The organism is Nostoc cycadae WK-1 (assembly GCF_002897135.1).
Classification (GTDB): domain Bacteria; phylum Cyanobacteriota; class Cyanobacteriia; order Cyanobacteriales; family Nostocaceae; genus Nostoc_B.
Genome location: NZ_DF978434.1, coordinates 147,485 through 173,306, shown reverse-complemented (window position 1 = coordinate 173,306; position 25,822 = coordinate 147,485). Strand labels below are relative to the sequence as shown.

Annotated in this window: 18 protein-coding genes and 1 tRNA gene; 10 read left to right on the top strand and 9 right to left on the bottom strand. The window is 41.4% G+C overall.

From position 1 onward, the window contains the following. Positions 1-57: 57 nt before the first annotated feature. Both NCWK1_RS20520 and NCWK1_RS20515 read right to left on the bottom strand, forming a co-directional pair. Entirely contained in the window at positions 58-750 is a 693-nt protein-coding gene (locus NCWK1_RS20520) for an N-acetylmannosamine-6-phosphate 2-epimerase (protein WP_096578481.1), read from the bottom strand. A 77-nt stretch (positions 751-827) separates the two neighbouring features. Further along, positions 828-2,816 carry a GAF domain-containing sensor histidine kinase gene (locus tag NCWK1_RS20515; RefSeq protein WP_103125970.1) on the bottom strand — a complete coding sequence of 663 codons (1,989 nt, stop codon included), beginning with the start codon at positions 2,814-2,816 and terminating at the stop codon, positions 828-830. A 136-nt stretch (positions 2,817-2,952) separates the two neighbouring features. Here NCWK1_RS20515 and cobN point away from each other — a divergent pair, with 136 nt between their 5' ends. Both cobN and NCWK1_RS20505 read left to right on the top strand, forming a co-directional pair. Next, entirely contained in the window at positions 2,953-6,798 is a 3,846-nt protein-coding gene (gene cobN / locus NCWK1_RS20510) for a cobaltochelatase subunit CobN (RefSeq protein WP_103125969.1), read from the top strand. Between the two features lie 17 nt (positions 6,799-6,815). Beyond that, positions 6,816-7,964: a peptidoglycan-binding domain-containing protein gene (locus tag NCWK1_RS20505; RefSeq protein WP_103125968.1), complete on the top strand. Its 1,149-nt coding sequence runs from the start codon at positions 6,816-6,818 to the stop codon at positions 7,962-7,964. Between the two features lie 171 nt (positions 7,965-8,135). Here NCWK1_RS20505 and NCWK1_RS20500 read toward each other — a convergent pair whose 3' ends face one another. The 5 genes from NCWK1_RS20500 to NCWK1_RS29690 all read right to left on the bottom strand — a co-directional run bounded on the left by NCWK1_RS20500 (position 8,136) and on the right by NCWK1_RS29690 (position 12,968). After that, positions 8,136-8,591, bottom strand: coding sequence for a Fur family transcriptional regulator (locus NCWK1_RS20500; RefSeq protein WP_015115240.1), 456 nt, complete (start codon positions 8,589-8,591; stop codon positions 8,136-8,138). Between the two features lie 351 nt (positions 8,592-8,942). Continuing rightward, the gene (gene sigC / locus NCWK1_RS20495) at positions 8,943-10,193 is read right to left on the bottom strand and encodes an RNA polymerase sigma factor SigC (RefSeq protein ID WP_096578489.1); all 1,251 of its coding nucleotides are present in this window, start codon (positions 10,191-10,193) and stop codon (positions 8,943-8,945) included. 658 nt (positions 10,194-10,851) lie between these two features. Beyond that, positions 10,852-11,775, bottom strand: coding sequence for an NAD(P)H-dependent glycerol-3-phosphate dehydrogenase (locus NCWK1_RS20490; protein ID WP_103126003.1), 924 nt, complete (start codon positions 11,773-11,775; stop codon positions 10,852-10,854). A gap of 46 nt (positions 11,776-11,821) precedes the next feature. After that, positions 11,822-12,736 (bottom strand): lipoyl synthase, encoded by a 915-nt coding sequence (gene lipA / locus NCWK1_RS20485; RefSeq protein WP_103125967.1) that lies wholly within the window; start codon positions 12,734-12,736, stop codon positions 11,822-11,824. Positions 12,737-12,818: 82 nt separating this feature from the next. Beyond that, the gene (locus NCWK1_RS29690) at positions 12,819-12,968 is read right to left on the bottom strand and encodes a hypothetical protein (protein WP_187308196.1); all 150 of its coding nucleotides are present in this window, start codon (positions 12,966-12,968) and stop codon (positions 12,819-12,821) included. On the opposite strand from NCWK1_RS29690, the gene NCWK1_RS20480 reads away from it, so the two are divergent. From NCWK1_RS20480 to NCWK1_RS20455, 7 genes are all read left to right on the top strand, one after another. Next, positions 12,941-13,014, top strand: a tRNA-Pro gene (locus NCWK1_RS20480). The two genes, NCWK1_RS29690 and NCWK1_RS20480, sit on opposite strands and share 28 nt — an antisense overlap. A 609-nt stretch (positions 13,015-13,623) precedes the next feature. Next, positions 13,624-13,929 (top strand): PqqD family peptide modification chaperone, encoded by a 306-nt coding sequence (locus NCWK1_RS20475; RefSeq protein WP_103125966.1) that lies wholly within the window; start codon positions 13,624-13,626, stop codon positions 13,927-13,929. Beyond that, the gene (locus NCWK1_RS20470) at positions 13,913-14,344 is read left to right on the top strand and encodes a lasso peptide biosynthesis B2 protein (RefSeq protein WP_096578495.1); all 432 of its coding nucleotides are present in this window, start codon (positions 13,913-13,915) and stop codon (positions 14,342-14,344) included. Before NCWK1_RS20475 ends, NCWK1_RS20470 begins: the two co-directional genes overlap by 17 nt. A 3-nt stretch (positions 14,345-14,347) precedes the next feature. Continuing rightward, positions 14,348-16,378, top strand: coding sequence for a lasso peptide isopeptide bond-forming cyclase (locus NCWK1_RS20465; protein WP_103125965.1), 2,031 nt, complete (start codon positions 14,348-14,350; stop codon positions 16,376-16,378). 107 nt (positions 16,379-16,485) lie between these two features. Further along, positions 16,486-16,662: a lasso peptide gene (locus NCWK1_RS29185; RefSeq protein WP_146034014.1), complete on the top strand. Its 177-nt coding sequence runs from the start codon at positions 16,486-16,488 to the stop codon at positions 16,660-16,662. A 272-nt stretch (positions 16,663-16,934) separates the two neighbouring features. After that, entirely contained in the window at positions 16,935-17,822 is an 888-nt protein-coding gene (locus NCWK1_RS20460) for a serine kinase (protein ID WP_096578499.1), read from the top strand. 58 nt (positions 17,823-17,880) lie between these two features. Beyond that, positions 17,881-19,698 carry an ABC transporter ATP-binding protein gene (locus NCWK1_RS20455; protein WP_096578501.1) on the top strand — a complete coding sequence of 606 codons (1,818 nt, stop codon included), beginning with the start codon at positions 17,881-17,883 and terminating at the stop codon, positions 19,696-19,698. 61 nt (positions 19,699-19,759) lie between these two features. Here the strand turns inward: NCWK1_RS20455 and modB are convergent, their stop codons facing one another. Both modB and modA read right to left on the bottom strand, forming a co-directional pair. Continuing rightward, positions 19,760-21,571 carry a molybdate ABC transporter permease subunit gene (gene modB, locus NCWK1_RS20450; protein ID WP_103125964.1) on the bottom strand — a complete coding sequence of 604 codons (1,812 nt, stop codon included), beginning with the start codon at positions 21,569-21,571 and terminating at the stop codon, positions 19,760-19,762. A gap of 43 nt (positions 21,572-21,614) precedes the next feature. Further along, positions 21,615-22,433, bottom strand: coding sequence for a molybdate ABC transporter substrate-binding protein (gene modA / locus NCWK1_RS20445; protein WP_103125963.1), 819 nt, complete (start codon positions 22,431-22,433; stop codon positions 21,615-21,617). Between the two features lie 621 nt (positions 22,434-23,054). Here modA and NCWK1_RS20440 point away from each other — a divergent pair. Further along, the gene (locus NCWK1_RS20440; RefSeq protein WP_103125962.1) at positions 23,055-25,463 is read left to right on the top strand and encodes a GH116 family glycosyl hydrolase; all 2,409 of its coding nucleotides are present in this window, start codon (positions 23,055-23,057) and stop codon (positions 25,461-25,463) included. Positions 25,464-25,822 lie beyond the last annotated feature (359 nt).

The following is a 25,822-nucleotide window of genomic DNA, read 5'->3' as shown; positions in this document are numbered from 1 at the left end:
ATTCAACGAGATGTTGCAATTAGCAGGATCAGGAATTCCGTGAAATAGTATTCAATATTATCCGCCGTTCTGCATAACTCGTTGATAATTCTTCACTTGCAAATCAATACCAGTTATTGCAGTTCCGACTACAACAGCATAAGCACCTAAATTTAAAGCATGACGTGCCATTTGTGGTGAAGAAATACCTCCTTCACAAATTACCGGAATCTTTAACTCCTCTAGCATTTGCGTCAGCAGTTCCCAACAAGGCGGAGAATCATTATTAGTTTTGGGAGTATAACCATAAAGAGTTGTAGCCACAATATCTGCACCCGCGGCGGCGGCGGCTTTAGCTGACTCAATTGTATCCACATCAGCAATAACTGGTTTGCCTAATTCCTGATGAATGCGGGTAATTATATCTACTACTGTCTCACCACCAGGACGATGCCTTGTTGTCGCATCGATCGCAATTATATCGGCTCCAGCTTGAGCAACAGCAGCAGCATGATCAAACTGAGGTGTAATGTATACATCATATTTAGGGATTATTTGCTTCCATAAACCAATAATCGGAACTTTCACGCCCTCTCTGACAGCATTGATATGAATTGGTGTATCGATGCGGACACCAACAGCCCCATTATTAACAGCAGCCTGTGCCATTGCAGCTATAATTTTTGGTTGATGCAGAGGTGAATCAACAGGCGCTTGGCAAGATACAATTAGTCCTTGTTTTAGGGTTGTAATTGAGTTTTCATTTGTCATTGGTTAATAGTCAATAGTCAAAACTTGTTCTTTCAGCACGGACTGAACGCCCCGCTACCGCCAACAGCACTAATAAATTAGGACTCAGTACTTAGCACTTTTGCTGACCGAGTAGGTATCCAAACAGTAAAAATAGAGCCGATACCCACTGTGGATTCTACTTCAATTCGACCACGATGCAGTTCTACAAGTTGTTTAGTTAATGCCAAACCAAGTCCAGTACCTTCATAACGGCGACGATAGGGTGTATCAAGCTGCTGAAATTTCTCAAACATTAATGGTAATTGCTCTTCAGCAATGCCAATTCCCGTATCTTCAACTTGAAAAACAGCAGTATGATCTTCTACCCAAATTCTCAAAGTCACACTGCCATCTTCAGGTGTAAATTTAATGGCATTAGTTAACAAATTCCAGAGAATCTGTTCTATGCGTTCAGCATCAGCACTAAAGCGATCGCGCTTTGGATCAATTTGTAAATCCAGTTTAAGATTAACTTGTTCGTTAGTGGCCTTATCTCTTAAGATTGCAATAGCATTTTCTGCCATTTGTGCTAAAGAAAATTCATTAATATTTAAAGCTGTTTTGCCAGCCTCGATTTGTGATAAATCAAGGATGTCATTAATCATTTCTAATAAATGTTCGCCACTGTCGTGGATGGTTTGCAGATAATCTCGCTGTCGTTGGCTCAACTCACCGATAGGCCAGCGCAACAATGTAGAAGACATCCCAATAACATAAGTTAACGGCGTAAGCAATTCATGGCTAATGGTAGCGAGAAATTCATTGCGTAAACGACTAGCGGCTTCAGCTGCTAATAAAGCATCACGTAAAGCCATTGTGCGTTCTAGCACCCGTTGTTCGAGAGTTTGTTTTTCTTGAGTGAGCGATCGCATTAACTCAGATTGATGAATGGCGATCGCCAATTGTTCTGCAATGGAAGTCAATAAATTTCGTTCGTTTTCATTCCACTGGCGAGGACTTTCACATTGATGAGCAATTAACAACCCCCAAAGTTTTTCCTCAAATATAATTGGTGCTACCAGCTTTGCACGGACATGGTTAGTGCGGAGAAAATTTAACAAACACTCTTCCAGAGCATAAGTTTTTTCCACATCCTCAACCACTAAGGTAAAACCTTGGCGATACTTATCCCAACAAGCAGAATTGCGTGTAAAGCAATTTGTTTCTGAATAATCTAACACCGAAGAAATCGCATCTGTCGCCTTAGCTTCATAAACTATACAACCCCCATACTTGTACCAGTCTTGTATAGAGGGTTGAGAATGATTTTGCTGATTAAGCGTTAAGTTTTGGGTATTGACCCTTGACCCTTCAAATTTATATATTACTAACCTGTCTAATTTCAAAAAATCACGTACTTGGGCGATCGCCGTTGCCATAATGACTGGCAAATCTAAACTTTTGCGGATCTGAGTTGTAACTTGATTTAATAATCTTTCTTGAGAAATTTGTTTTTGCAAAGCAATTTCAATTGCTTGACAGAAATTTTCGCCCTGATTTGCGCTTAAAGCTTCTGTTACTGCCTGATTCTTGTGTGGCAGCAGATATTCTAATAACAATAGCGTGAATTGACTTTGAAGCGTAGCATCATTAGGGCGGACAATTTGACTGTAGAATTCCAGATTGTGACGCGTATCAGAATCACTAGCAAACAAATCCTTCAATTTGCCAACAAAGGAGGCGATCGCTTCTGAACTAAAAGTCAAGCTAGTGCTGATTGGGGCGTAGGAAGTAGAGAGTTGTGAATGCTGAGTTATAAATTCTCCCCCTGCTCCCCTGCTTCCCTGCTCCTCTGCCTCTCCTGCTCCCCTGTTCCCTTGCTCACAGGTTCCTAACAAAAGCGCACTAAACTGATCAGAAACCACTAATGTGAATCTTTGACCTTGCCATTCTTCAGATATGATAATCCTTGCCAGTACAGCTTCTGTCAGCACTAGCACAGAATTTTCCACAGATTGAGCCATTTGCTGTAACAATTCCCCAAGCTGATTAAATACAACTAAAGGCAAATTTTGAGAAAAGCTCAAATCAGGTGAACTAAGCATTTTCAAGGGTCGGGTAAGAGGGGATGAGGAGCCAGTGACTTGGAGAGATGACCTCTCTTTGAGCAACTGGTTGTGCTAGGGTGGAATGTTTTTGAATCGGGTTATAACCAACAGTTTAAGACGGTAAGGCGGGATTATGCACCGGATAAATGCTAAATCAGTCGGGTGGAATCAGTCAGAAGGTTTAATTTTTGTAGAACAAACTCCAGCGCCGTTTGTGTTTATTACGGCTGCGGATACTGACATTCAAACTTTGGCAGCAGTAGTTACCAAATTACCGACAAATTTTCCTGCATTAAGAGTCGCTAACTTATTGCAGTTACAACAACAAATCAGTATTGATGCTTATAGCGAGCAAGTTTTGGAACTTGCTGAGGTAATTATTTTACGTCTTTTAGGCGGACGTGCATACTGGGCCTATGGTTTAGAAGTGGTGCAGGAAATTGTACAACGTAACGGTACCACCTTAATTGTAATGCCAGGAGATGACGCGCTTGACCCGGAATTAGTCTCTCAATCTACTGTTTCTGTCGATATTGTGAACCAAGTATGGCAATACTTCAGCGAAGGTGGTGTTAATAATTTTGTTAATGCGTTGAAATTTATTGCTGATAGTTGCTCAAACACATCCTTTAATTCTCTACCACCGCAAATTGTCCCCCGCGTTGGGTTGTATGAATGGAGTATGGAGAGTGATGAGTGGGGAGATAAGGGAGATATTAAGGAAATTTTCACCCCTGCTCCACTCCCCAAAGTCGGTATTCTCTTCTACCGCGCTCATTACCTATCGGGAAATACTAAGGTGATTGATGCTTTATGTACAGCCTTAGTTGAGAGAAACTTACAACCTATACCAGTTTTTGTGTCTTCATTACGTGACCCCAGTGTGCAAGATGAATTGAACGAATTTTTCCAACCCAAAGATACAGAACAAATCGCCATCCTTTTAAATACCACCAGTTTTTCCTTAGCGCGTTTAGATACAGAAGCACCTGAAACAGAACTGTGGCAAAACTTAGATGTGCCAGTGTTACAAGTAATCCTGAGTGGTGGTTTCGTTGAACAGTGGGAGTCACTGTCTCAAGGGTTATCACCCCGTGATATTGCTATGAATGTGGCACTACCAGAGGTAGATGGCAGGATTATCAGCCGTGCAGTGTCCTTCAAAGCTTTGGAAACACGTAACCCTGATCTAGAAACGGATGTAGTCGTTTATGAACCAGTGAGCGATCGCATTGATTTTGTCGCTCAACTCGCCGCTAATTGGGTACGCTTACGGACTAAACCACCCCAAAAACGCCGCATTGCCCTAATTTTGGCTAATTATCCCAACCGCGACGGTCGCCTCGCCAATGGTGTTGGTTTAGATACACCAGCTAGTTGTGTAGAAATCCTCAAAGCCTTACAAATTGCTGGTTATGAATTAAATAACTTACCAACAGATGGTAACGAATTAATCCAATTCTTGACAGATGGTGTTACCAATGATCCAGAAGCCAGAGAGTTACGACCAGTTCGGCAAAGTCTTTCAAGTGAAGCATATCAGAAATATTTCGCCTCATTACCAGAAACAATCAAGCAAAGTATTAATGAACGGTGGGGAGTCGAGAGTCAAGAAGCATTCCCCATTCCTGGAATCCAACTCGGCAATATTTTCATAGGTATTCAGCCAGCGCGGGGTTATGACCTTGACCCTAGCTTGAATTATCACGCCCCAGATTTAGAACCAACCCATACTTATTTAGCTTTTTATTACTGGGTCAGAGAATGCTTTGGGGCTGATGCGGTGGTACACGTCGGCAAACATGGCAACCTGGAATGGCTACCAGGGAAAAGTTTGGCTTTATCCAGCAATTGCTATCCCGAAGTTGCTTTTGGTGCAATGCCCCATTTATACCCATTTATCGTCAACGATCCGGGTGAGGGTTCCCAGGCCAAACGCCGCGCCCAAGCGGTGATTATCGACCACCTCACACCCCCAATGACCCGTGCAGAATTGTATGGGGCATTGCAACAATTAGAAAACTTAATTGATGAATTTTACGAAGCCGAAAGTTTAGATCCTTCCCGATTACCAGCAATCCGCGATCGCATCCGCGAATTAGTCATCAAAGAAAACCTGCACCTAGATTTAGGACTAGAAAACAAAGAAGCAATCTTCAACTTTGAACTATCAATATTAAACTCATTAGATGGTTATCTATGCGAACTCAAAGAAGCCCAAATCCGCGACGGCTTGCATATATTTGGGCAATGTCCTCAAGGTAGACAACTGCGAGACTTAATAGTTGCGATCGCCCGTATCCCCAACCGCCATTCCATCGGTATTACCCGCGCCCTGTCCCAAGCCTGGAGATTAGACATCGACCCCCTCACCGACGAATTTAGCTCCCCCTTCACCCTCCCCAACTCTCACTCCGCGCCTCCGCGCCTCTGCGTGAAACTTAACTCCTGTCGCACCATCGGTGATATAGTCGAACTCCTAGAAGAACACGCAGCCGAACTAGTAGAACAACTCCCCCACTCCCCACTCCCCACTCAGCACGGGCTGAACGCCCCGCTACCGCTAACAGCACTCAGCACTATCCTCAACTGGATCAAAGCAAAACTCCTCCCCGCCCTGCAACAAACCTCCGCCGAAATCACCAACTTACTCCACGGACTTGATGGCGGATACGTCCCCAGTGGCGCTTCCGGCGCACCCACACGCGGCAGACCAGAAGTTCTTCCTACAGGCAAAAACTTTTACTCAGTAGACATCCGTGCCTTACCCACAGAAACCGCCTGGGATGTGGGCAGAAAAGCCGCAGAGAACTTAATTGAATCCTATACTCAAGAGCATGGTGAGTATCCCAAAACACTAGGCTTATCCTTATGGGGTACAGCTACCATGCGGACTGGCGGTGATGACATCGCCGAAGCCTTGGCATTGCTGGGTGTTCGTCCGGTGTGGGATGGTGCAGCGCGACGAGTCGTCGATTTTGAAATTTTACCGTTATCGATTTTGGATCGTCCCCGTGTAGATGTCACCTTAAGAATTTCTGGATTTTTCCGCGATGCTTTTCCCAACTTAATTGATTTATTTGAGCAAGCAGTCATAGCAGTCGCCGCTTTAGATGAACCACCAGAGGAAAATCCTTTGGCGGTGCAAGTTCAACAAGATACAGATTATTGGATCACACAAGGATTACCAGAACAAGAGGCAAAAGAGCGATCGCAATATCGCATCTTTGGCTCTCAACCAGGGGTTTACGGCGCAGGAATTCAAGGTTTAATTGAATCGCAAAATTGGACTGATGACCAAGATTTAGCTCGCGCTTATATCAACTGGAGTTGTTACGCCTACACCAGCATTACTTCTACCCAAGACAAAGGCAAACTTACAGGAGTCGCTGCACCAGAAGCATTTGAACAGCGTTTACAGCAAATGCAAATTGTCCTGCACAACCAAGACAACCGCGAACACGACTTGCTGGATTCTGATGACTATTATCAATTTCAAGGTGGTTTAACAGTTGCCGCCCGTTCTCTGCAAGGTAAGAATCCGCAAATTTATTTTGGTGATAATTCTATTCCCACTAATCCACGCATTCGCCAACTCAAAGAAGAAATTGCGCGGGTGTATCGTTCGCGTGTAATCAATCCTAAGTGGATTGCCGGAGTTATGCGCCACGGTTATAAAGGTGCCTTTGAAATGTCAGCAACCGTTGATTTTTTATTTGCCTACGATGCCACAACTAAATGCGTAGAAGACTATATGTATCAAGGTATAGCAGAGTCTTATTTATTTGATACAACCATTTCAGAATTTATTCAGTACAATAATCCTCATGCGTTGCGTGATATTGCTGAACGATTACTTGAAGCACACAAGCGCGGTTTATGGGAGGATGTAGATATACTGACACTAGAAAATTTAAGAAATTTAGTACATCAAGCTGAAGCAGCCATCGAAGAAAAATACATCCCAGATCAATATTAATGGTGTAGGAATGAACTATGGACAACCTTGCATATTTGCACCTAGCATTTGCCTATGAAGACTGTGAATCCAGTGACTTGGTGTTGCTGAGTGATTTGTTAGACAAAGCCTCAGCACCAGACTGGAGGAAACTTTCTGGTAAGGCTTGGAAGTATATGTTACCTCTGGCGCTTACCTTGTCTATTCTCAGTAGTGTCAATAGTGTCTTGGCTCTAGAACGAGGAGATCAAGGCCCTTCTGTCAGAAATCTGCAACAAAAGTTGCAACAAGCAGGCTTTTATCAAGCACAAATCACCCAAGTTTACGATTTTCCCACCGAAGAAGCTGTCAGACGCTTCCAAAAAGCTGCGGGTTTACCAATTGATGGGGTGATGGGAGCCACCACACTCCAAAAATTAGATAACTGGCGTAAATCATCAGCAAATAGCCAAGCAAAAAAACCAACAGTTGTGCGGACATCTCAAACAACTAAAGTTGCGGCTGCTAGTACACCAGTCCAAAAAACCACAACCCAAGCCACCAAGCGCAGCAATTCTCAATACCTCATGAAAGGTGATGAAGGGGAAGAAGTGAGGGTTCTACAAGAACGCTTGCGGGTAGCAGGTTATTACTACGGGAATTCTACAGGGATATTTGGCCCAATTACCGAAGAATCTGTGAAGCGTTTCCAAGATGCTTATAAGCTAAATGTTGATGGGATTGTTGGCCCTGCAACTCTTAGCAAATTGCCAGGAAGAGGTGTAGGTTTTGGTGAAGATACTCCGCCAAAACGAGCAGCTGATCGAGACAATCTTCGTATGGGCGATCGCGGTGAAGCTGTCAGAATTGTGCAAGAACAATTAATTAAAGCCGGATATTTACAGGGAGAGCCAAATGGCTACTTTGGTTCTTATACCTCAGATGCGGTACGTCGCTTTCAAACAGATAATTACTTAGCCGCCAGTGGAATTGCTGGCCCCACTACCAGAGCTAGGCTATATAGCAAGGTGAACAATGCGCCTAAGAGTGACTTTAGTGTTTTAGAAATTCAACGACGACTGCGAGACAAGGGCTTTTATAAAGGGAAGCTCAACGGTGTTATGGCCGACGATACAAAAAAAGCAATTAAGCAAGCTCAGGAATTTTACGGTGTCAGTCTCAGTGATATTAGAAGCGGACGCTTTTAACATCCGCTTATATTTATCAATGTGAATCCCCAAGCCGTTACTTCCCTCCGATAACTCTGCCAATTTTAGATTTATTTTGGTCTATCACCCATTGAGTCCTAGATTGGCTAATTGATCAATCCAAAATCCAAAATTTAAAATCCAAAATTCTTTGGTTATCCTGCCCCAGTGCTACAGTGGCATTAATGCCCGTTGGCACTTGGGGCATACTGCATGAATTGTCATTTGACAGTCAAGCAGATGAAATCCTTCTTTTTGAGCAGTTTTTGCACCAATTTTTAAAATCGAATCGTTTTTAAACTCAATGGTACTGTTGCACCGAACACAAATTAAATGATGGTGATGGTGCGGGTAAGGTTGGTTAATTTCGTAATGTTTATGGCCTTCCCCTAATTCTAATTCCCGTAAAATTCCCATCCGTGCCATCAGCTTCAATGTCCGATAGATGGTTGAGAGACTGATACCTTCACCATCGGTTTCTAAACGATGATACAGATCCTCCGCACTGAGGTGTTCACCTTGCGGAAGTTCTTGAAAAATGTGTAGAATTACTTCGCGCTGGGGTGTTAAACGCCAGCCTCTTTCATTTAATTCTGCTTTGAGTGAAGTAGTTGTGTAGACTGTCATACTAATTTTTCTCAACAAAGCCTATTAGTTGAGAATATAACAAATGTTGTGAGCAATTTGCAACAACTAAAGCTTATTGACAATATTTATTAAATGCTCAAACATTGTAAACCAAACTCTTAAAGCAATTCTAGATTAGCGATCGCCATCCTCAAACTACCTTGAGAAGTAGGGAAACAAAGGGTCAGTTTCTCTAGCTGCAAAAGATTATTTATAAGCTTGAGAAAAATTCTAGCCGAAGAGATCAAAGCAATTTTCTCCAGAAAAATAAGTCCAAAGTCAACAATCTATAGTTAGAATTTTGTTTGCTATTGACCATTGACCCTTGACTATTAACTGATTGACTATTAACTAACTCAGAGACTCTAAATAGTCACGGATCAGGTTACGGCGCTTGGGTTGGCGGAGCTTTTGCAAAGCTTTTGATTCAATTTGGCGTACTCGTTCCCGTGATAAATCAAGGGCGCGGCCAATTTCGGCTAAAGAATAAGGATGACCATCAGCTAAACCAAACCGCATCAGAATTACATCTCGTTCGCGGGTAGTTAAATCAGCTAACAGATTTTGCAAGTCTTTTTGTAAAGATTCTCGCATTAACATTTCTTCTGGAGTCACGCTATCGGTTTCCAGCAATTCTCCTAACTCTGTATCTTTGTCTTTACCAACTTTGGTTTCTAAAGAAACAGAACGAGGAACTCTTAACAACACTTCTCTGACTTGAGATGGTGTCATTTCTAATTCAATTGCCAAGTCTTCTAAGGTAGGAGTCCGACCTTTTTCTTGAGCAATTTTGCGTTGCGCTTTTTTAATTTTGTTTAATTTTTCTGTAATATGAACCGGGAGGCGAATAGTGCGACTAGAAGTAGCGATCGCTCTTGTAATCCCTTGGCGAATCCACCAGTAAGCATAAGTGCTAAAGCGATAACCTTTAGTTGGATCAAATTTTTCAACGGCTCTTTCTAAACCAAGAGTCCCTTCTTGAACTAAATCCAATAATTCCAAACCACGATTTTGGTATTTCTTAGCAACAGAAACCACAAGACGCAGGTTCGCCTTGATCATGTGTTCTTTGGATTGCAGTCCTTGAGACTGAATTTGCTCCAATTCTTCTACTGTAATCTTGGCAATTTCCGCCCAACGGCGTTTGCCTTCTGACAAAGTTGGCTTGAGATCTGACAACTGCACACCAGCAGTAGCAGCCCATCTTTCTAAAGATGGACGGTGGCCGAGTTCAGATGCTAAACGTTCTTGAACTTCAATTAATCGTAGATAGGGCGAGACTACAGCATCTCCTTGCTTGGCAGCATTGGCTAGTACTGTCCGCATCCGTAGGTAGCGCTGAACTTTTTGAGCTTCTGAAACTTCTTCATCACGCCCCAACAACCGGACTCGGCCAATTTCCTGGAGGTATAGACGTACCAGGTCTGTACTGCGGCGGTTAGTGCTGGCACCAAAACTAGCAGGATCAACAGAAACTATCTCCAAATCTTGGAGATCTTCGACCGACAAATCACCGTCGTCAACCGTGAGATCTGGGTCTAAAACCTGGCGGGACTTTTGGGAATTGTAGGCGGCATCCGGGTAAAAAGATGTTGCTGGCATATCGTCTCAATGGCTCCAGGTAACAATAGATTACGGTGAGTCAGCGCTGTAGAAGGGTTTCCCCAATCTAGGCAACTGCGTTCCCCGAATGGGTTCTGGAAATAGAACCCGAAGGGTCAGCTAATCAAAATCAACTGTTGCTATTGTTCCCGTGATTCAAGATGAAATAACACGGTAGAGGATTCCAATACAATTTTTTTTCAAAAACTGCACTAGTGTTTCCAACATTAAATGCCGAAATCCTTCAGCAGCTGAACATTTGATTGAACCAATAGCTATTCAAATCTACAGATAGGCTTTAATTTCTGAGCTACCTAGTCAGTATTTCAACTTAATAAGTGATAAATGTTACTTTTCTAACTGGTATAAACATCTTTGAGTAAAGTTATGTTTAACATCTGGTTAGTCATATCTACATGGCTCTAAAAGTAATTTCCTGACGATTTAGTATTTTCTGTTTCAGGATTTTTTAGAAGTGGAGGTAAAAAGAAAAGCCAATGAAGTATGAAATTTCATACTTCTAGCGGTAGCGGGGCGTTCAGCCCGTACCGAGTAAAAATACTAGCCAATATTTCATACTGGGCTATTAAATAAGTTTCGTTGGGACTTTCTTCTGGCTTTTAACCATTGACAAATGACCTATGACAAATGACTAATATCAGTGATACTCTGGCTTAATGTTCCGCAACATGAGTTCATCAAGTGCTTGTTGAGGCGTAACTTCACTCTGAAGTAATCGATAAACTTGTTCAGTGATGGGCATATAGATATTTTGTTGCTGGGCTAATTGCATCAAAACTTGGCAAGTATTGACTCCCTCGGCAGTTCCTGGCAAATTAGCAAGAATATTTGTCAGGGTTTTACCACAAGCCATTTGATAGCCGACTTGGTAGTTACGACTTAAAGGACTATTGCAAGTGGCTAACAAATCTCCCAGACCTGACAAACCATAAAAAGTTTCCGTTTTCGCACCTAAAAAATTGCCGATGCGAACCATTTCTGTAAGTCCACGAGTGACTAAAGCAGCTTTGGCGTTGGTTCCCAATTGTAAGCCATCACATACACCAGCTGCGATCGCCATAACATTTTTCAGTGTTCCCCCCAATTCCACACCTAGAGGATCGGGATTGGTATAAACCCGGAAACGCGGTGAAGAAAATACCAACTGCACTTTTTGAGCCGCCGTATAAATGTTGCTGGCTACTACAGTTGCGGCTGGTAATGATTTTTGAATTTCTGCTGATAAATTCGGCCCAGATAATACAACCACTGGATGATTAGGAAATGCGGCTTGCCAAATTTGCGTCGGCGTAGCAGTGGTTTGTGGTTCTAACCCTTTGGTTGCTGTGACAAAAATTGTTTCTGGTGAAAGGGGGCAAGATTGTACTTGTGAGGCTACAGTTCTTACCCCTTTCATGGAAATAGCAGATAGCACGATTTGAGCATCTTGAACAACAGCTTGGAGCGTTTCTGTCCCTTGACGCGACCATAGTCGCACCCTATGACCATTGGCTGCTGCTAGATTTGCTAAAGCTGCACCCCAAGCACCTGCACCCAAAATTGCAATGGTAGTTTCTTGCACCACTTTCAACAGTTATCAGTTATCAGTTATCAAGTCTACTCCCTGTTTACTGATGACTGATAACTGATTTATCAGCACTCAGCACTTTTCTGGGATAGCGTTCCATTAACTCTCGAACTTGTTCAGCATGATATGAACTTCTGGTTAAGGGAGAAGAAACAACTTGTAAAAATCCTAGTTCTTCACCAAATGCTTGCCAAGCAGCAAATTGTTCTGGGGTAATAAACGCATCAACTTGCAAATGTTTTTGACTGGGCTGGAGATATTGTCCAATTGTCAAAATGTCACAATCGACGGCGCGTAAGTCTTGCATGACTTGGCGGATTTCGCTATCGGTTTCGCCCAAGCCCACCATGATGCCAGATTTAGTGTATACCCAAGGTGCAATTTGTCGAGACCGCTGCAATAATTCGAGAGTGCGATCGTATTTTCCTTGGGGACGCACCCGACGATAAAGTCGGGGAACCGTTTCTGTATTATGGTTAACTACCTCTGGATTAGCTTGGAAAATTATTTCCAAAGCATTCCAGTTACCACACAAATCAGGAATTAATACCTCAATTGTGGTGTGAGGTGAGACACTACGCACCGCACTAATGCACTCCACAAACTGAGAAGCGCCGCCATCTGGTAAATCATCTCGGTTGACAGAAGTAATTACGACATGATTGAGCCTCATACGGCGAACTGCTTCTGCTAATCTAGCTGGTTCTGTGGGGTCTAAAGGTTTCGGCTTTTTCTCAAAATCAATATCACAGTAAGGACAAGCACGGGTACAAGCTGGCCCCATAATCAAAAAAGTGGCAGTACCTGCATTGAAGCACTCACCAATATTCGGACAGGACGCTTCCTCACAAACCGTATTGAGTGCTAAATCCCGCAAAATTTCTTTAACGTTACCGACGCGCTCCCATTGAGGCGCTTTTACTCGCAACCAGTCTGGCTTTTGGTTAACAGTCACAATCCACTTTTACCACTGAAAGTTATACAAATCTAATCGTAGCAAGCAATCTATATATATAGTTGTCATTGCTCAATAGTTGTCATTGCTCATTTTGTTCTTCTGCCTCATACAGTTCAATATCTGCTGATTTTCCAGTTTCTCTGCCTACTCGCTTTTGCAAGACATTTGTGGTATCATAATAAAGATATTTGCTATTTTTAGCGGGATGTAGCGCAGCTTGGTAGCGCACTTCGTTCGGGACGAAGGGGCCGCTGGTTCGAATCCAGTCATCCCGACATAGGTTTTGAGCTTAAGTAATTATTCTGGGTGGGCTGAAGAATTCATCTCCGGCTTAGGGAACTTTTTGTTTGTTATTCTGTCCAAAAAGGTCAATTGCTTTCTTGGCAAGCCCATTTAAATTATCGATACTTCTCACCTTGAGTTGAGATATCCTTCAAAAGATATATTGACTTAAGGTAAATAATTTTGAAATATTATTTTTGTCATTGTATAGATAAGATAATAAGTATAATTTTTCTCGTTGTATACTTATAGTCATTTTTTGCCTTTTTGTCCAGTCAAAAATGTGAATTTCGTTGTATCTCAACATGTGTATTCTGAGTAATTGAGAACATACGAAACTTTTTAGTCATTAAATTACTTAACTGCTAGTTGATGTATTTATTACTTTAATATGCCGTTGAACATTTATAATTCAGTAGATGAATTAACTACAGAGAGCAAGGCTATACGACTATATTATATTACTTCACAATTACTTTATAAAGTCAGCTATTTTTAAAACAAAGGATGAAGATATCACTTTTACGTAACAGTAATTTCCACAAGGTGTTATAAATTAATTTTAGTATAAACAATTAAAAATCAGTGATTATACTAGAAGAATGCTTACAAAATTAAGTTCATCTGAAAATGTTAGTGTCGTAGCCTCAAGAGAACAAATTTGTTCAGAATTACAAGGAGAAGTGGTCATACTTGATATTAAATCTGGTGCTTATTATGGACTGAATCAAGTAGGCGCTAGTATATGGAATTTCATTCAATCACCTAAGACTATCAAAGAAATTCAAGATGCTATCTTAGCAGAATATGAAGTAGAAGCAGAGGTATGTAAACTTGATATTTCAGATTTGCTAGAAGACTTAGCAGCGAAAGGATTGATAGAAATTAAGAATGAAACGTCTGCTTAAAATACTGCAACTAACCAACAGCGATCGCCAATTTTTATTAAGTACGTTCATGTTACTGGGATTAGTGCGGCTAGGAATGCGGTTACTATCCTTTAATACTTTAAGAAAACTCATAAATCAACACAGTCAGCCAAACTCCAGTCTAAAACCAGTTTCTTTAAATAAAATTGTTTGGGCGATCAACATTAGCACACGTTACACCCCTGGTGGAGCTAAATGCCTAGCGAGGGCTTTAACTTGCCAAATATTAATGACTCGCTATGGTTATTCACCCGAATTACGTATCGGAGTCGTTAAAGGCGAAGCTGGAAACTTAGAAGCTCATGCTTGGATTGAAACTCAAGGACAAGTAGTCATCGGCTATCTTCCTGATCTCTCACGCTTTACTCCATTGCCGTCTTTTGCAGGGATATAAATCATGAGTGGTATAGTTGGCATTTACAATCTAGATAGTCAGTCAGTTGAGCCACAAAAGCTGGCTGTGATGGTAGATGCGATCGCTCATCGGGGGCCTGATGGTGCAGATGTCTGGTGTTCTGGCGCAATTGGTCTAGGTCATCGGATGCTGTGGAGTACTCCAGAATCGCTGCTAGAGAAATTACCGTTAGTTGATCATAATGGCGAGTTAGTCATTACAGCAGATATCCGTATAGATAACCGAGATGAACTAATATCTGCATTATCCATTGATAATTGCCCACCCGAAAAAATCACAGATAGCCAGTTAGTACTGGCGGCTTATGCAAAATGGGGTGAGCAATGTCCAAACAAATTATTGGGTGATTTTGCATTTGTGATCTGGGATCAACAGAAGCAGATATTATTCTGTGCCAGAGATCATTTTGGCATCAAACCCTTATATTATTACTATCAACCTGGACAGCAATTTTACTTTGCTTCGGAAATGAAAGCGCTTTTGAGTTTACCAGAAGTGCCGAACAAGGTGAATGAAATTGCGATCGCCAACCATTTACACCCATTTACAGAAGATAAATCTATTACTGCCTATAAAAATATCTATAGATTACCTCCGGCTCACACAATGACAGTGAGTTACACGGGTGGATTACAATCTCACGCCTACTGGTCTTTAAAAGTGGGTCAAGAGTTAAGACTAAACTCAGATGCAGAATATGCAGCAGCTTTCCGAGAGGTGTTTACTGAAGCAGTTCGTTGTCGCTTACGCAGTGCATTTCCTGTTAGTTGTCACTTGAGTGGTGGCTTAGACTCATCTTCCATTGCTTGTGTAGCCAGAGATATATTGCAAGAAAAAGGCGCACAACTGCACACTTTCTCAAATATTTTTGAAGAAGTTCCAGAGTGCGACGAACGTCAATATATTAACCCTGTATTAGACCAGGGCGGATTTATCCCCCATTATGTCCACGCCGATCAATCAGGCCCCTTATCGGAATGGCAGGACTACTATAAATACATGGAAGAACCCTTTATTGGGCCTAGCCATTTTCTGGTATGGGGATTAAATCGGGCTGCTCAACAAGCAGGTATACGCATTTCCCTAGATGGTTTTGATGGTGATACAACAGTATCTCACGGTATAACCTATTTTGCGGAGTTAGCGCGTCAAGGAAAATGGCAGACATTTATCCAAGAAGCTCAAGCCATATCTCAACACTTTGATACCTCATTGGCAGCCATTTTCTACGGATATGCCATTCCCTACTTACAGGAGTTAGTCAAACAGAGAAAAATGCTCACTTTTGTGCGAACTGCGTTGCAAATTAGTCAGCATTTTCGAGTTTCGAGGCGGAAATTGTTCGTCACTTACGGAATTAAACCCTTAGTTCCTCAATATATCTTGAAGATTTGGCGATCGCTCCGCGGTCACAAACAAAATCAACCTCAAGTCACTTCTTTAATCAACCCTCACTTCGCTAAACAAGTCGGGATAAATCCTCTAACACCATCTCATGATCAAGACCAAAATCCAGCTATCACAGTGAGAGAGGAACAATGTCGTACCTTAAATTCCGCCTTATTCACCACAGTACTGGAATTGGGAGACCTATGTTCTGCCGCATTTTCTCTAGAGTCACGTCATCCCTTTATGGATAAACGCTTGATTGAATTTTGCCTATCTTTACCACCAGAACAAAAACTCAATCAAGGATGGTCTCGCCTAGTGATGCGGCGAGGTTTAGAAGGTATTCTTCCCCAAGAAGTGCAGTGGCGTGGTGGCAAAACAGATATGACACCAAACTTCCAACGTGGGTTATTACATCTTGATCGACTGCTAGTAGATCAAGTAATGACTAACGATGGCAGTAATCTTCAAGAATTTGTGGATCTAAACACACTCCACAGATACTACAAAAACCTTATATCTACAACAGAGGATGCAAATGATGATTCGACAATTCCAGTTTGGAAAGCTTTAACACTTGCTCTTTGGCTAAATCATAACCAAATAAACCATAAGTCGGACTAGGGGTAGTGCATTTTTAGCCTGCTCCTACCTAGGCTGAATTGGTGAATATCTCAAAGCCAATATCTAGTCCAGTAACAAATAAACAAAAACAACAGGAGACCCAAACAATGAAAAAAGCTTACGAAGCTCCCAAATTAACAAACTACGGTAGTGTTCAAAACGTTACCAATGCTTTTGGAAGACCAGGCGTAAAAGATAGTTTCCAAATCGGCGGTCAAACTTTCCCTGCTCCTGGTGACATAACTGGTTCTAGGGATGGTGTAGTTGTTCCTGTACCCCGTTAATAGCTTTAGCAAGGTTATAGGTGTAATAGCATCACTGATACTATTATCCCTAAATCAAATCTAGAGCTAGGGAAGAAAGTAATCCTAAAAACTAACTTTTTTTGGACTACTGCAAAATCTAAATGAAATGTTTGGAAACATCAGGAAATAGTTTTCCTGATGGCTTCCTTTATTACAGATTGCCAGAACTTTGTCAAGATGACAGCGTTAATAAAATCGAGTTTTGCATCAACAAAAATAGTTCTTTAGTAGTCATTCAGCAATATTTTTAGATGTACGTTTACACAGCATACAACTTAGGCATTCACTCGGAATTACCCCTACCTGAACTCATCCCCAGTGATAAACCAGCTGATGTAGTTATCCGCTTGGGTAAGCTAAATGAACCACAACAGAAGGGTAGTGATGGTGGTAACTACCTATTAGCTACAATTGCTGAATTCGGTATGGTGTTGGTGAAAGACGGTAAAGAAATTGTCATTGATTCCAACCCTGGTGTTGATGAAGCATTAATTCGGACTTTTCTGCTGGGTGTGATTATGTGTGTATTGCTCAGACAGAGAGGCTTGCTTGTTCTTCATGCTAGTAGTGTAGTCATTAATGGTAGTGCTGTGGCCTTTATGGCTGACTCAGGTTTTGGTAAGTCAACTTTAGCAGAATGTTTTCACGCTCATGGCTACAGTATTTTGACAGATGATGTTTTGGCAATTCAAGTTGGTGAAAAACAACCGCTAGTAATTCCTGGGTTTCCGCAAATTAAGCTATGGCCAGATGCGGTGGCTTCTTTTGGCCATGTACCAGAAAGCTTACCTTTACTAAATTCCCAAACTGTGAAGCGTGTTCATCGATTGCAAGACGGCTTCTTTCAACAATCTGTACCTCTGAAAAAAATTTATGTTTTAGGTTGGGGAACTCACGCAGAAATAGTTCCTTTAGAAGCAAAACAAAGCTTTGGAGAATTAGTCCGACACTCTAGAGAAATGCAGGCCCTGACTGCGCCAGAATTTCTCAAAGAACATTTTAGGCAATGTATGAGTGTAGTTCAACAAGTGCCGATTTATAGTTTACGGCGGCAACGTTCGTTAGCGGCACTCCCTGAGTTGGTGAAGTTAGTAGAAAATGACCTTGTTCAAGGGAACCTATCTCCCGTTACAATCTAAAGTCTAAGAAATTAGAGTTGACATTTGCACATTCTTTACTGCGATCGCCATTTTAAATATGCAACTAGGCAAAAAAATTCGAGATAAGCTGCAAAATACTCTGCGACTTTTGCCTGCATTGCGCTTAGTATGGCAAAGTAGCCCTGGTTGGACGATCGCCCGTGTAGTCTTACTGACTATTCAAGGTATCTTACCAGTAATCTCAATTTATCTCTCGAAACTCATTATTGATGCAGTAGCTGCCAACCTGAGCCTAGCAGACAAAGCAGCAGCATTTCGTAATGTCTTAGTCTTAATTGCGATCGCTGGTGGAGTCACTTTATTAACCACTCTGGCTAACTCCTTAACAGAACTAGTCACCACTGCCCATTCTCAACGGGTAACTGACTATATGCAAGGAATTATTAACGCTAAATCTATTGAGGCTGACCTAGAGTATTACGAAAATTCTTTATACTACGATACCTTACAAAGAGCGCAACAAGAAGCACCTTATCGACCACCGCAAATTCTCAATCGTTTAGCACAGATTGGGCAAAATAGTATTTCTTTAGTAGCAATGATTGGTTTGTTACTAACACTCCATTGGGGAATTCTGGGTGTTTTATTTGTGGCTGCATTACCAGCAATGTTAGTGCGCGTCAAATATAGCCGTATTATGTATGATTGGCAGCGCAAATGGACACCGATGCAACGTCAAGGTTTTTATTTAGCTTGGATGCTGACATCAGACCAATTTGCTAAAGAAATTCGCTTATTTGATTTAGGTCACTACTTTAGTAATTGGTATCTTCGCATCCGCAGACAAATATATAAAGAAAGCCTGAAAATTTTTACCCGCCGCTTTATAGCTAACTTTGCAGCCGAGGCGATCGCTGGTATTCTCATATTTGCTATTTATGCTTTAATTATTTATCAAGCTATCAACGGAGTTCTACGTTTGGGTGATTTGGTGCTTTATTATCAAGCACTACAACGAGGACAGAACGATATTAAAAGTTTATTAGCTAACATTTCGGCACTTTACGAAGATAATTTATTTTTAGGTAATCTCTACGAGTTTCTTGACCTTAAACCCAGATTAATTGATCCGGTAAATGCCAAACCAATACCGCGACCAATGCAGACAGGTATTGTGTTTCATGATGTTAGTTTTCAATACTCTACTACAACCCGTCAAGCACTGCATCATATCAATTTGAACATCAAACCGGGAGAAGTAGTAGCACTAGTTGGTGAAAATGGTTCGGGAAAAACAACTTTAATTAAATTGCTATGTCGCTTGTATGATCCAACTGCTGGTAGCATCACTATTGATGGTGTTGATATTAGAGACTATAAAATTGCTGAATTACGCCGAGACATCAGCGTGATTTTTCAAGACTACGCTAAATATAATTTTACAGCCCAGGAAAATATTTGGTTAGCTAACATTGAATTGCCCGCTAATCGAGAAAGTATTATGACTGCGGCGCGTCGTTCTGGTGCAGATGATGTGATTACTAAATTACCCAAAGGGTATGACACAATTTTGGGTAAATTATTTGACCAAGGTGAAGAATTAAGTATTGGTCAATGGCAAAAAATAGCCTTAGCGCGGGCATTTTTAAGAGATTCTCAGTTGATAGTTTTAGATGAACCTACTAGTGCAATGGATCCAAAAGCGGAATATGAAGTGTTTGAAAAATTCCGTCAATTGATCCAAAATCAAGCAGCAATTTTAATTAGTCATCGCTTATCTACAGTTAAGATGGCCGATCGCATTTATGTCATGGAAAACGGCACAATTATGGAAAGTGGCACTCACGATGAACTAATCAAGTTGGGTAGTCGTTATGCCTATTTATATGAAACCCAAGCCAAGCAATATCGTTAGTGATAGTGCTGTAAAGCCCTGTGGGTATGGCTGCGCTTAGATCAGTAGCGAAGCAAAAGTGTTAGTTTTCCATCAAAATTAACCGTAAGGGGTCTAAACGCACATACCAAGGGTAAGGTTGGTCTTTAATCTGCACCCATTTTTCTTTGAAAACCTCCGCTTGCAGATGATAGTCTTTGGGATTATTGGGAGCAGTATGTAGTTTTAAAAATAACGTTATTCGATGAGGTGTTTCACTTGTTCGCACTAGCCAACAGGGAAAGGTATTAACTTGAGTTGAATCAAGGGAAAATATCAGTTGATGAGCGCGAATACCAACGTGAGATAGTTCATCAGGAATTGGTTGGACAACTTCGAGGTGACAACCCCAATCCAGTGCTTGTATTTTTTGGGTTCCTTGAAAGACAGCGCAAGAAAAATTCTTACAACCAGTTAATTGAGCAACACTCACACTAGCAGGATGCTCGAAAACATCATATTTAGAACCTTGATGTACGGCTTCACCATTTTCCAATACCAATAAATTTGGACAAACTCGGTAAGCTTCATCCATATTATGAGTCACAAACAAAGCCACACCTTGGTAATCGGCTAAAGTTGCTGTCATTTGCTGTTCTAATTGACTACGCAGATGAGTATCAAGGGCGGAAAACGGCTCATCTAAAAGTAAAGCCTCTGGCTGACTCGCCAAAGCTCTAGCTAAAGCCACCCGCTGCTGTTGACCACCTGAAAGTTGATGGGGATAGCGATCGCCTAATCCTTGCAATTGCATCGCTATGAGTTGTTCTTCAATTTGTCCGCGCACACTTGACGCAGATAATCCTTGCGGTAAGCCAAAGGCGATGTTTTCCGCCACTGTCATATTTGGGAATAGAGCATAATTTTGGACTAAAAAACCAATGCGGCGATCGCGGCTGGGTAGATTAATTCCCTTTTCAGAATCAAACAAAACTCTACCATTCAAAACTATCCGCCCTCTAGTTGGCGTTTCAATTCCCGCAATGCAACGCAAAATCATACTTTTACCTGCGCCGGAACCGCCTAACAAGCCTAGTGGTTGCTCATCGCTACTGAAGAAAACTTGCAAATGAAAACTGGGCAATTTTTTTTCAATGTCTACAAACAGTCCTATTTCAGAAGTTGGTGCAGAAGCAGAATAAGATTTAGTCAATCGTCTTTCTTGTTTTCTTGTTCCTACTTCCTTGCGTCTTCCTTGTTGTTTAAATTCCTGCCAAAAATTGACCGCAAAAATTCCCGATAATGAAATGATCATAATTGCGATCGCCCAAAACCAAGCTTCATCCATTGCGCCTGCTTCCACAGCAAAATAAATCGCCATTGGAATCGTCTGGGTTTGTCCAGGAATATTCCCAGCCAGCATTAAGGTTGCACCAAATTCGCCCAACGCACGGGCAAAAGCCAAGGTCGTCGCTGCTAAAATTCCCGGTAAGGCTAAAGGTAAACTAATTCGCCAAAAGATTGTTGATTCACTTGCGCCTAGGGTTCTCGCCACCCGCAGCAAATTACTATCAATTTGTTCAAAAGCTCCTAGTGCAGTTTTATACATTAATGGGAAAGAAACCACAGTCGCGGCGATCGCTGCACCATACCAAGTAAAGACAATCGTCAAGTCAAAAGGCTCCATAAGTTTCCCCACAGGCCCATTTTTGCCAAAAAATAACAACAACAAAAAACCGACAACTGTTGGTGGTAAAATCAACGGCGCAACAAAAATACTCTCAATTAAAGATTTGGCTTTACCTCGATAACTGAGCATCCAATAAGCAGCAGCTATGCCGACAAAAAAAGTAATAAATGTGGCTAATAATGAAGTTTTCAGAGATATCCAAAGAGGTGATAAATCCTGTGGCATAGTTTATCAAATATCTATCTTTTATCCAAGATGTATTTTTCTATCAACTTCCAGCTAAGACAAAACCCTGTTTTTTAAATACACTTTTAGCTGCATTATTACTAGATAAAAACTGCTCAAAATCTTTAGATACATCAATATTTTTACTACTTTTGAGTACTGCAATAGGATAGACAATCGGAGAATGACTGTTTTCTGGTGCAGTGGTTATTATTTTGACTTTTGCAGTACTTTTTGCATCGGAAAGGTAAACTAACCCAGCATCAACATTACCGGATTCTACATAATTCAAAGCTTGACGTACATCTTTAGCATAAACAAATTTACTTTTAATTTTGTCAGCAATTTTTAACGCAGTCAAAACTTGTTGAGCATATTGTCCCGCTGGTACACTCTTGGGTTCACCTAAAGCAACTTTCTTAATTTGAGGCGAAGTTAAATCTTGAAAATCTGATATCTTTGTAGAATTTTGTGGGACAATTAATACTAGTTGATTTTGCAATAAATTCTTCTTAGTACCATCAACTAACAAACCCTTTTTATCCAGTGCATCTATTTGTTTAGTGGCGGCGGAGATGAAAACATCAACTTTTGCACCTTGTTCGATTTGCTGCTGTAAAGCACCCGATGAACCAAAGTTGTAGGCTAGGTTAATGTTTGGTTTTGCCTGATTGTAAATTGGTTTGATTGCTTCGAGTGCATCTTTGAGACTAGCTGCGGCTGAAATAGTTAAAGTGCTTATTTGGGCGGTTGGACTAGCACTTGTGGCTGAGTTGGGTGTATTTGCTTGATTACAACCAATAACTAATAGGCAAGCAAACAATAACCAACAACTAAAAGCTAAAATGCGTTTAGGACTCATTAGCAGTTTTTCAATTCATCTGTTATTTACCAACCTAACACGAAAAAAGTTGGTAAATAACGTTGAATTACTGAAATATACAGAAATCTAAAATCTATTTACTGACAAACTAACAATCTTGATCATTGTAGTGGTGCGTGACCTTTGCTGTAACACACACTACTAAATATTGGCTAGATAAATAGGCTTTAACACTTAATTTTGGCTACTCACCTTTGTGAGTAAATCCTGACTTTTCTAGCCAATAAAAAGCCCCCGGTTTTTGCCAGGGGTATCTATCTCTATCAGCATCAACCTATTCCTACAACAATGAGAATCGCATTTGTTGGAATTTATTGCATCCGCATTCATGCGTTTTTTGCATAACTTTGATTTGTTTATTGCAAATAGCTATCGAAGATGAAAGCGATCGCACCAAATTTCCCAAAAAAAAAGGCTTAACAACAGGTTAAGCCTTGAAATGTCCTAGTGCTTAAGCAGACATCCGTGATTAATTTAGACGTACTAGCTTGACAGTTCATCTTCCTAAAGGAAGTCATTTGACCTGGGAGAAAAAACTTGAGAAAAATTACACATCGCGTTAAGCTTCCTTAGCGTAACCGCACGCTGTAACATCAGGCGATGACAAATCAACACTCCCCAAAAATCCCCTCCTGCACTTGGAATCGTCCCATTGGTTTAGGCTGGGACAAACCTTATACCGTCCGCTATGCCAGTAATCTTGATGATGGCCCTTGGCACGGGATGCCTTTGGGTGGTTTTGGTGCAGGTTGCATTGGGCGTTCTTCTAGGGGAGATTTTAACCTGTGGCACATCGATGGCGGTGAACATATCTTCAAAAATGTGCCGGTTTGTCAATTTAGTGTGTTTGAGTCGAACGGCACATCTTCTCAAGCCTACGCTTTATCTACTCAATCACCAGAAGATGGCAGTCTCAATGCTTGGCAATGGTATCCAGCCAGTAGTGAGTCAACTTCCACAGGGACATATCATGCTTTATACCCGCGCAGTTGGTTTGTGTATGAAAATGTGTTTCAAGCACAGCTAACTTGTGAGCAATTTTCGCCAATTTGGGCAAATAATTATCAAGAAACGAGTTATCCGGTGGCGGTGTTTTTGTGGAAGGCGTATAACCCCAGCAATGCACCGATTACCCTCAGCATTATGTTGACTTGGGAAAATATGGTGGGCTGGTTTACTAATGCGTTGAAATCACCGGAAGTGCAGATACGCGATGATGGTAGCCCAGTTTATGAGTATCAGCCGCGCTGGGGCGAAAGTCAGGGCAATTACAATCAAATAGTAGAAAATTCTGAATACTTTGGTTGCTTTTTAGGCAGGGGGGGAATTACTGCACCTGTACAAGAAGGTGATGGGAGTTGGTGTATTGCCACCTTGAAACATCCCCAAGTAGAAGTTTTTCACCACAGCAAATGGCATCCTGAAAGTACAGGTGATGAAGTATGGCAAAGCTTTGCGAGTAATGGTTCTTTACCTAATTATCTAGATACAAATCCAGCGACAGAAAATCAACGCTTAGGAACTGCGATCGCAGTTCGCTTCACTCTGCAACCAGGGGAAACTCTAGAAATTCCCTTTGTGTTGGCTTGGGATTTCCCAGTAACAGAATTTGCCACGGGAGTGAATTATTACCGTAGATATACAGATTTCTTTGGGAAAGACGGGAATCAAGCTTGGGAAATTGCGACTACTGCTTTAGCAAATTATCCAACTTGGCGATCGCAAATTGAAAGTTGGCAAGCCCCAATTCTCAAACGCGAAGATTTGCCAGATTGGTTCAAAATGGCGCTATTTAACGAATTATACGACTTAACTAGTGGTGGTACTCTCTGGAGCGCAGCATCAAAAATTGACCCTATCGGCCAATTTGCCGTGCTGGAATGTTTAGATTACCGCTGGTATGAAAGTTTAGATGTGCGGTTATATGGTTCCTTTGGTTTACTGCTACTATTCCCCGAATTAGAAAAGTCGGTGATGCGGGCGTTTGCACGGGGAATTCCCCAAAGTGATGACCATCAACGGATTATTGGTTACTACTATACCATTGGTGCAGATACAACAACCGCCACCCGTAAAGTTGCTGGTGCCACACCCCACGATTTAGGCGCACCCAATGAACATGTCTGGGATAAGACTAATTACACCTGCTATCAAGACTGTAATTTGTGGAAAGATTTAAGTTGCGATTTTGTCTTGCAAGTTTACCGAGATTTTCTGCTGACTGGTGGTGATGATGTAGAATTTTTGGCAGATTGTTGGGATGCAGTTGTGCAGACTCTCGACTACCTGAAAACTTTCGACAAAGATGGTGATGGAATTCCTGAAAATTCAGGCGCACCAGACCAAACCTTTGATGATTGGCGGTTGTTGGGGGTGAGTGCTTATTGTGGAGGGTTGTGGTTGGCAGCTTTGGAGGCGGCGATCGCAATTAGTGATATTTTAATAACGAACCGCCAAGGCGCAGAGGGCGCGGAGAAACAGAAGTCTATCTATGAGGGTTGGTTAGCGCAATCTCTCCCAATTTATCAGGACAAGTTGTGGAATGGACAATATTACAGGTTAGATAGTGAGAGTGGTTCTGCTGTGGTGATGGCAGATCAATTATGTGGGCAATTTTATGCCAGATTACTAGAACTACCGGATATTGTACCGAGCGATCGCGCTTTATCTGCCCTAAAGACTGTTTATGATGCTTGTTTCTTGAAATTCCAAAATGGTGAATTTGGTGCGGCGAATGGTGTACTTCCCGATGGTTCACCAGAAAACCCCAAGGCTACCCATCCTTTAGAAGTTTGGACAGGAATCAATTTTGGACTAGCGGCGTTTCTGGTACAAATGGGAATGAAGGATGAAGCTTTGCGGCTAACACAAGCTGTAGTGCAGCAAATTTATGAAAATGGTTTGCAATTCCGCACACCAGAAGCAATTACCGCAGCCGGGACTTTCCGCGCCAGTACTTATCTCCGGGCGATGGCTATTTGGGGTATTTATTTAGTGATGAGTAAATAGTAGACAACAGACCTCTTGCAAAAGTCCTTCTTTTCATCTTTTTCTTTGCGTCTTTGCGTGAAGCAAAATAATATTTATGCAAGAAGTCTAATGTTGTGCTGAAGATGAAGCTTGGAGTTGAGATAAAGTAATTCCAAGCTTTTTCATTAATACAATTCTTTCCCAGAAAAACAGACTTCTGATTATTTTTCATAAAATATAACTTTAACTAATATTTAATATTAGTTATTTATATCTTTTTAAAGTTTTATTGACATGGTTAGGGGGTATTCTAAACATTAATGTCATGAAATCATGACTTTTTAAATTACTTGAGTTTATGTCTCCCCAAATTTTGAAATATATGTAAATTCTTACCT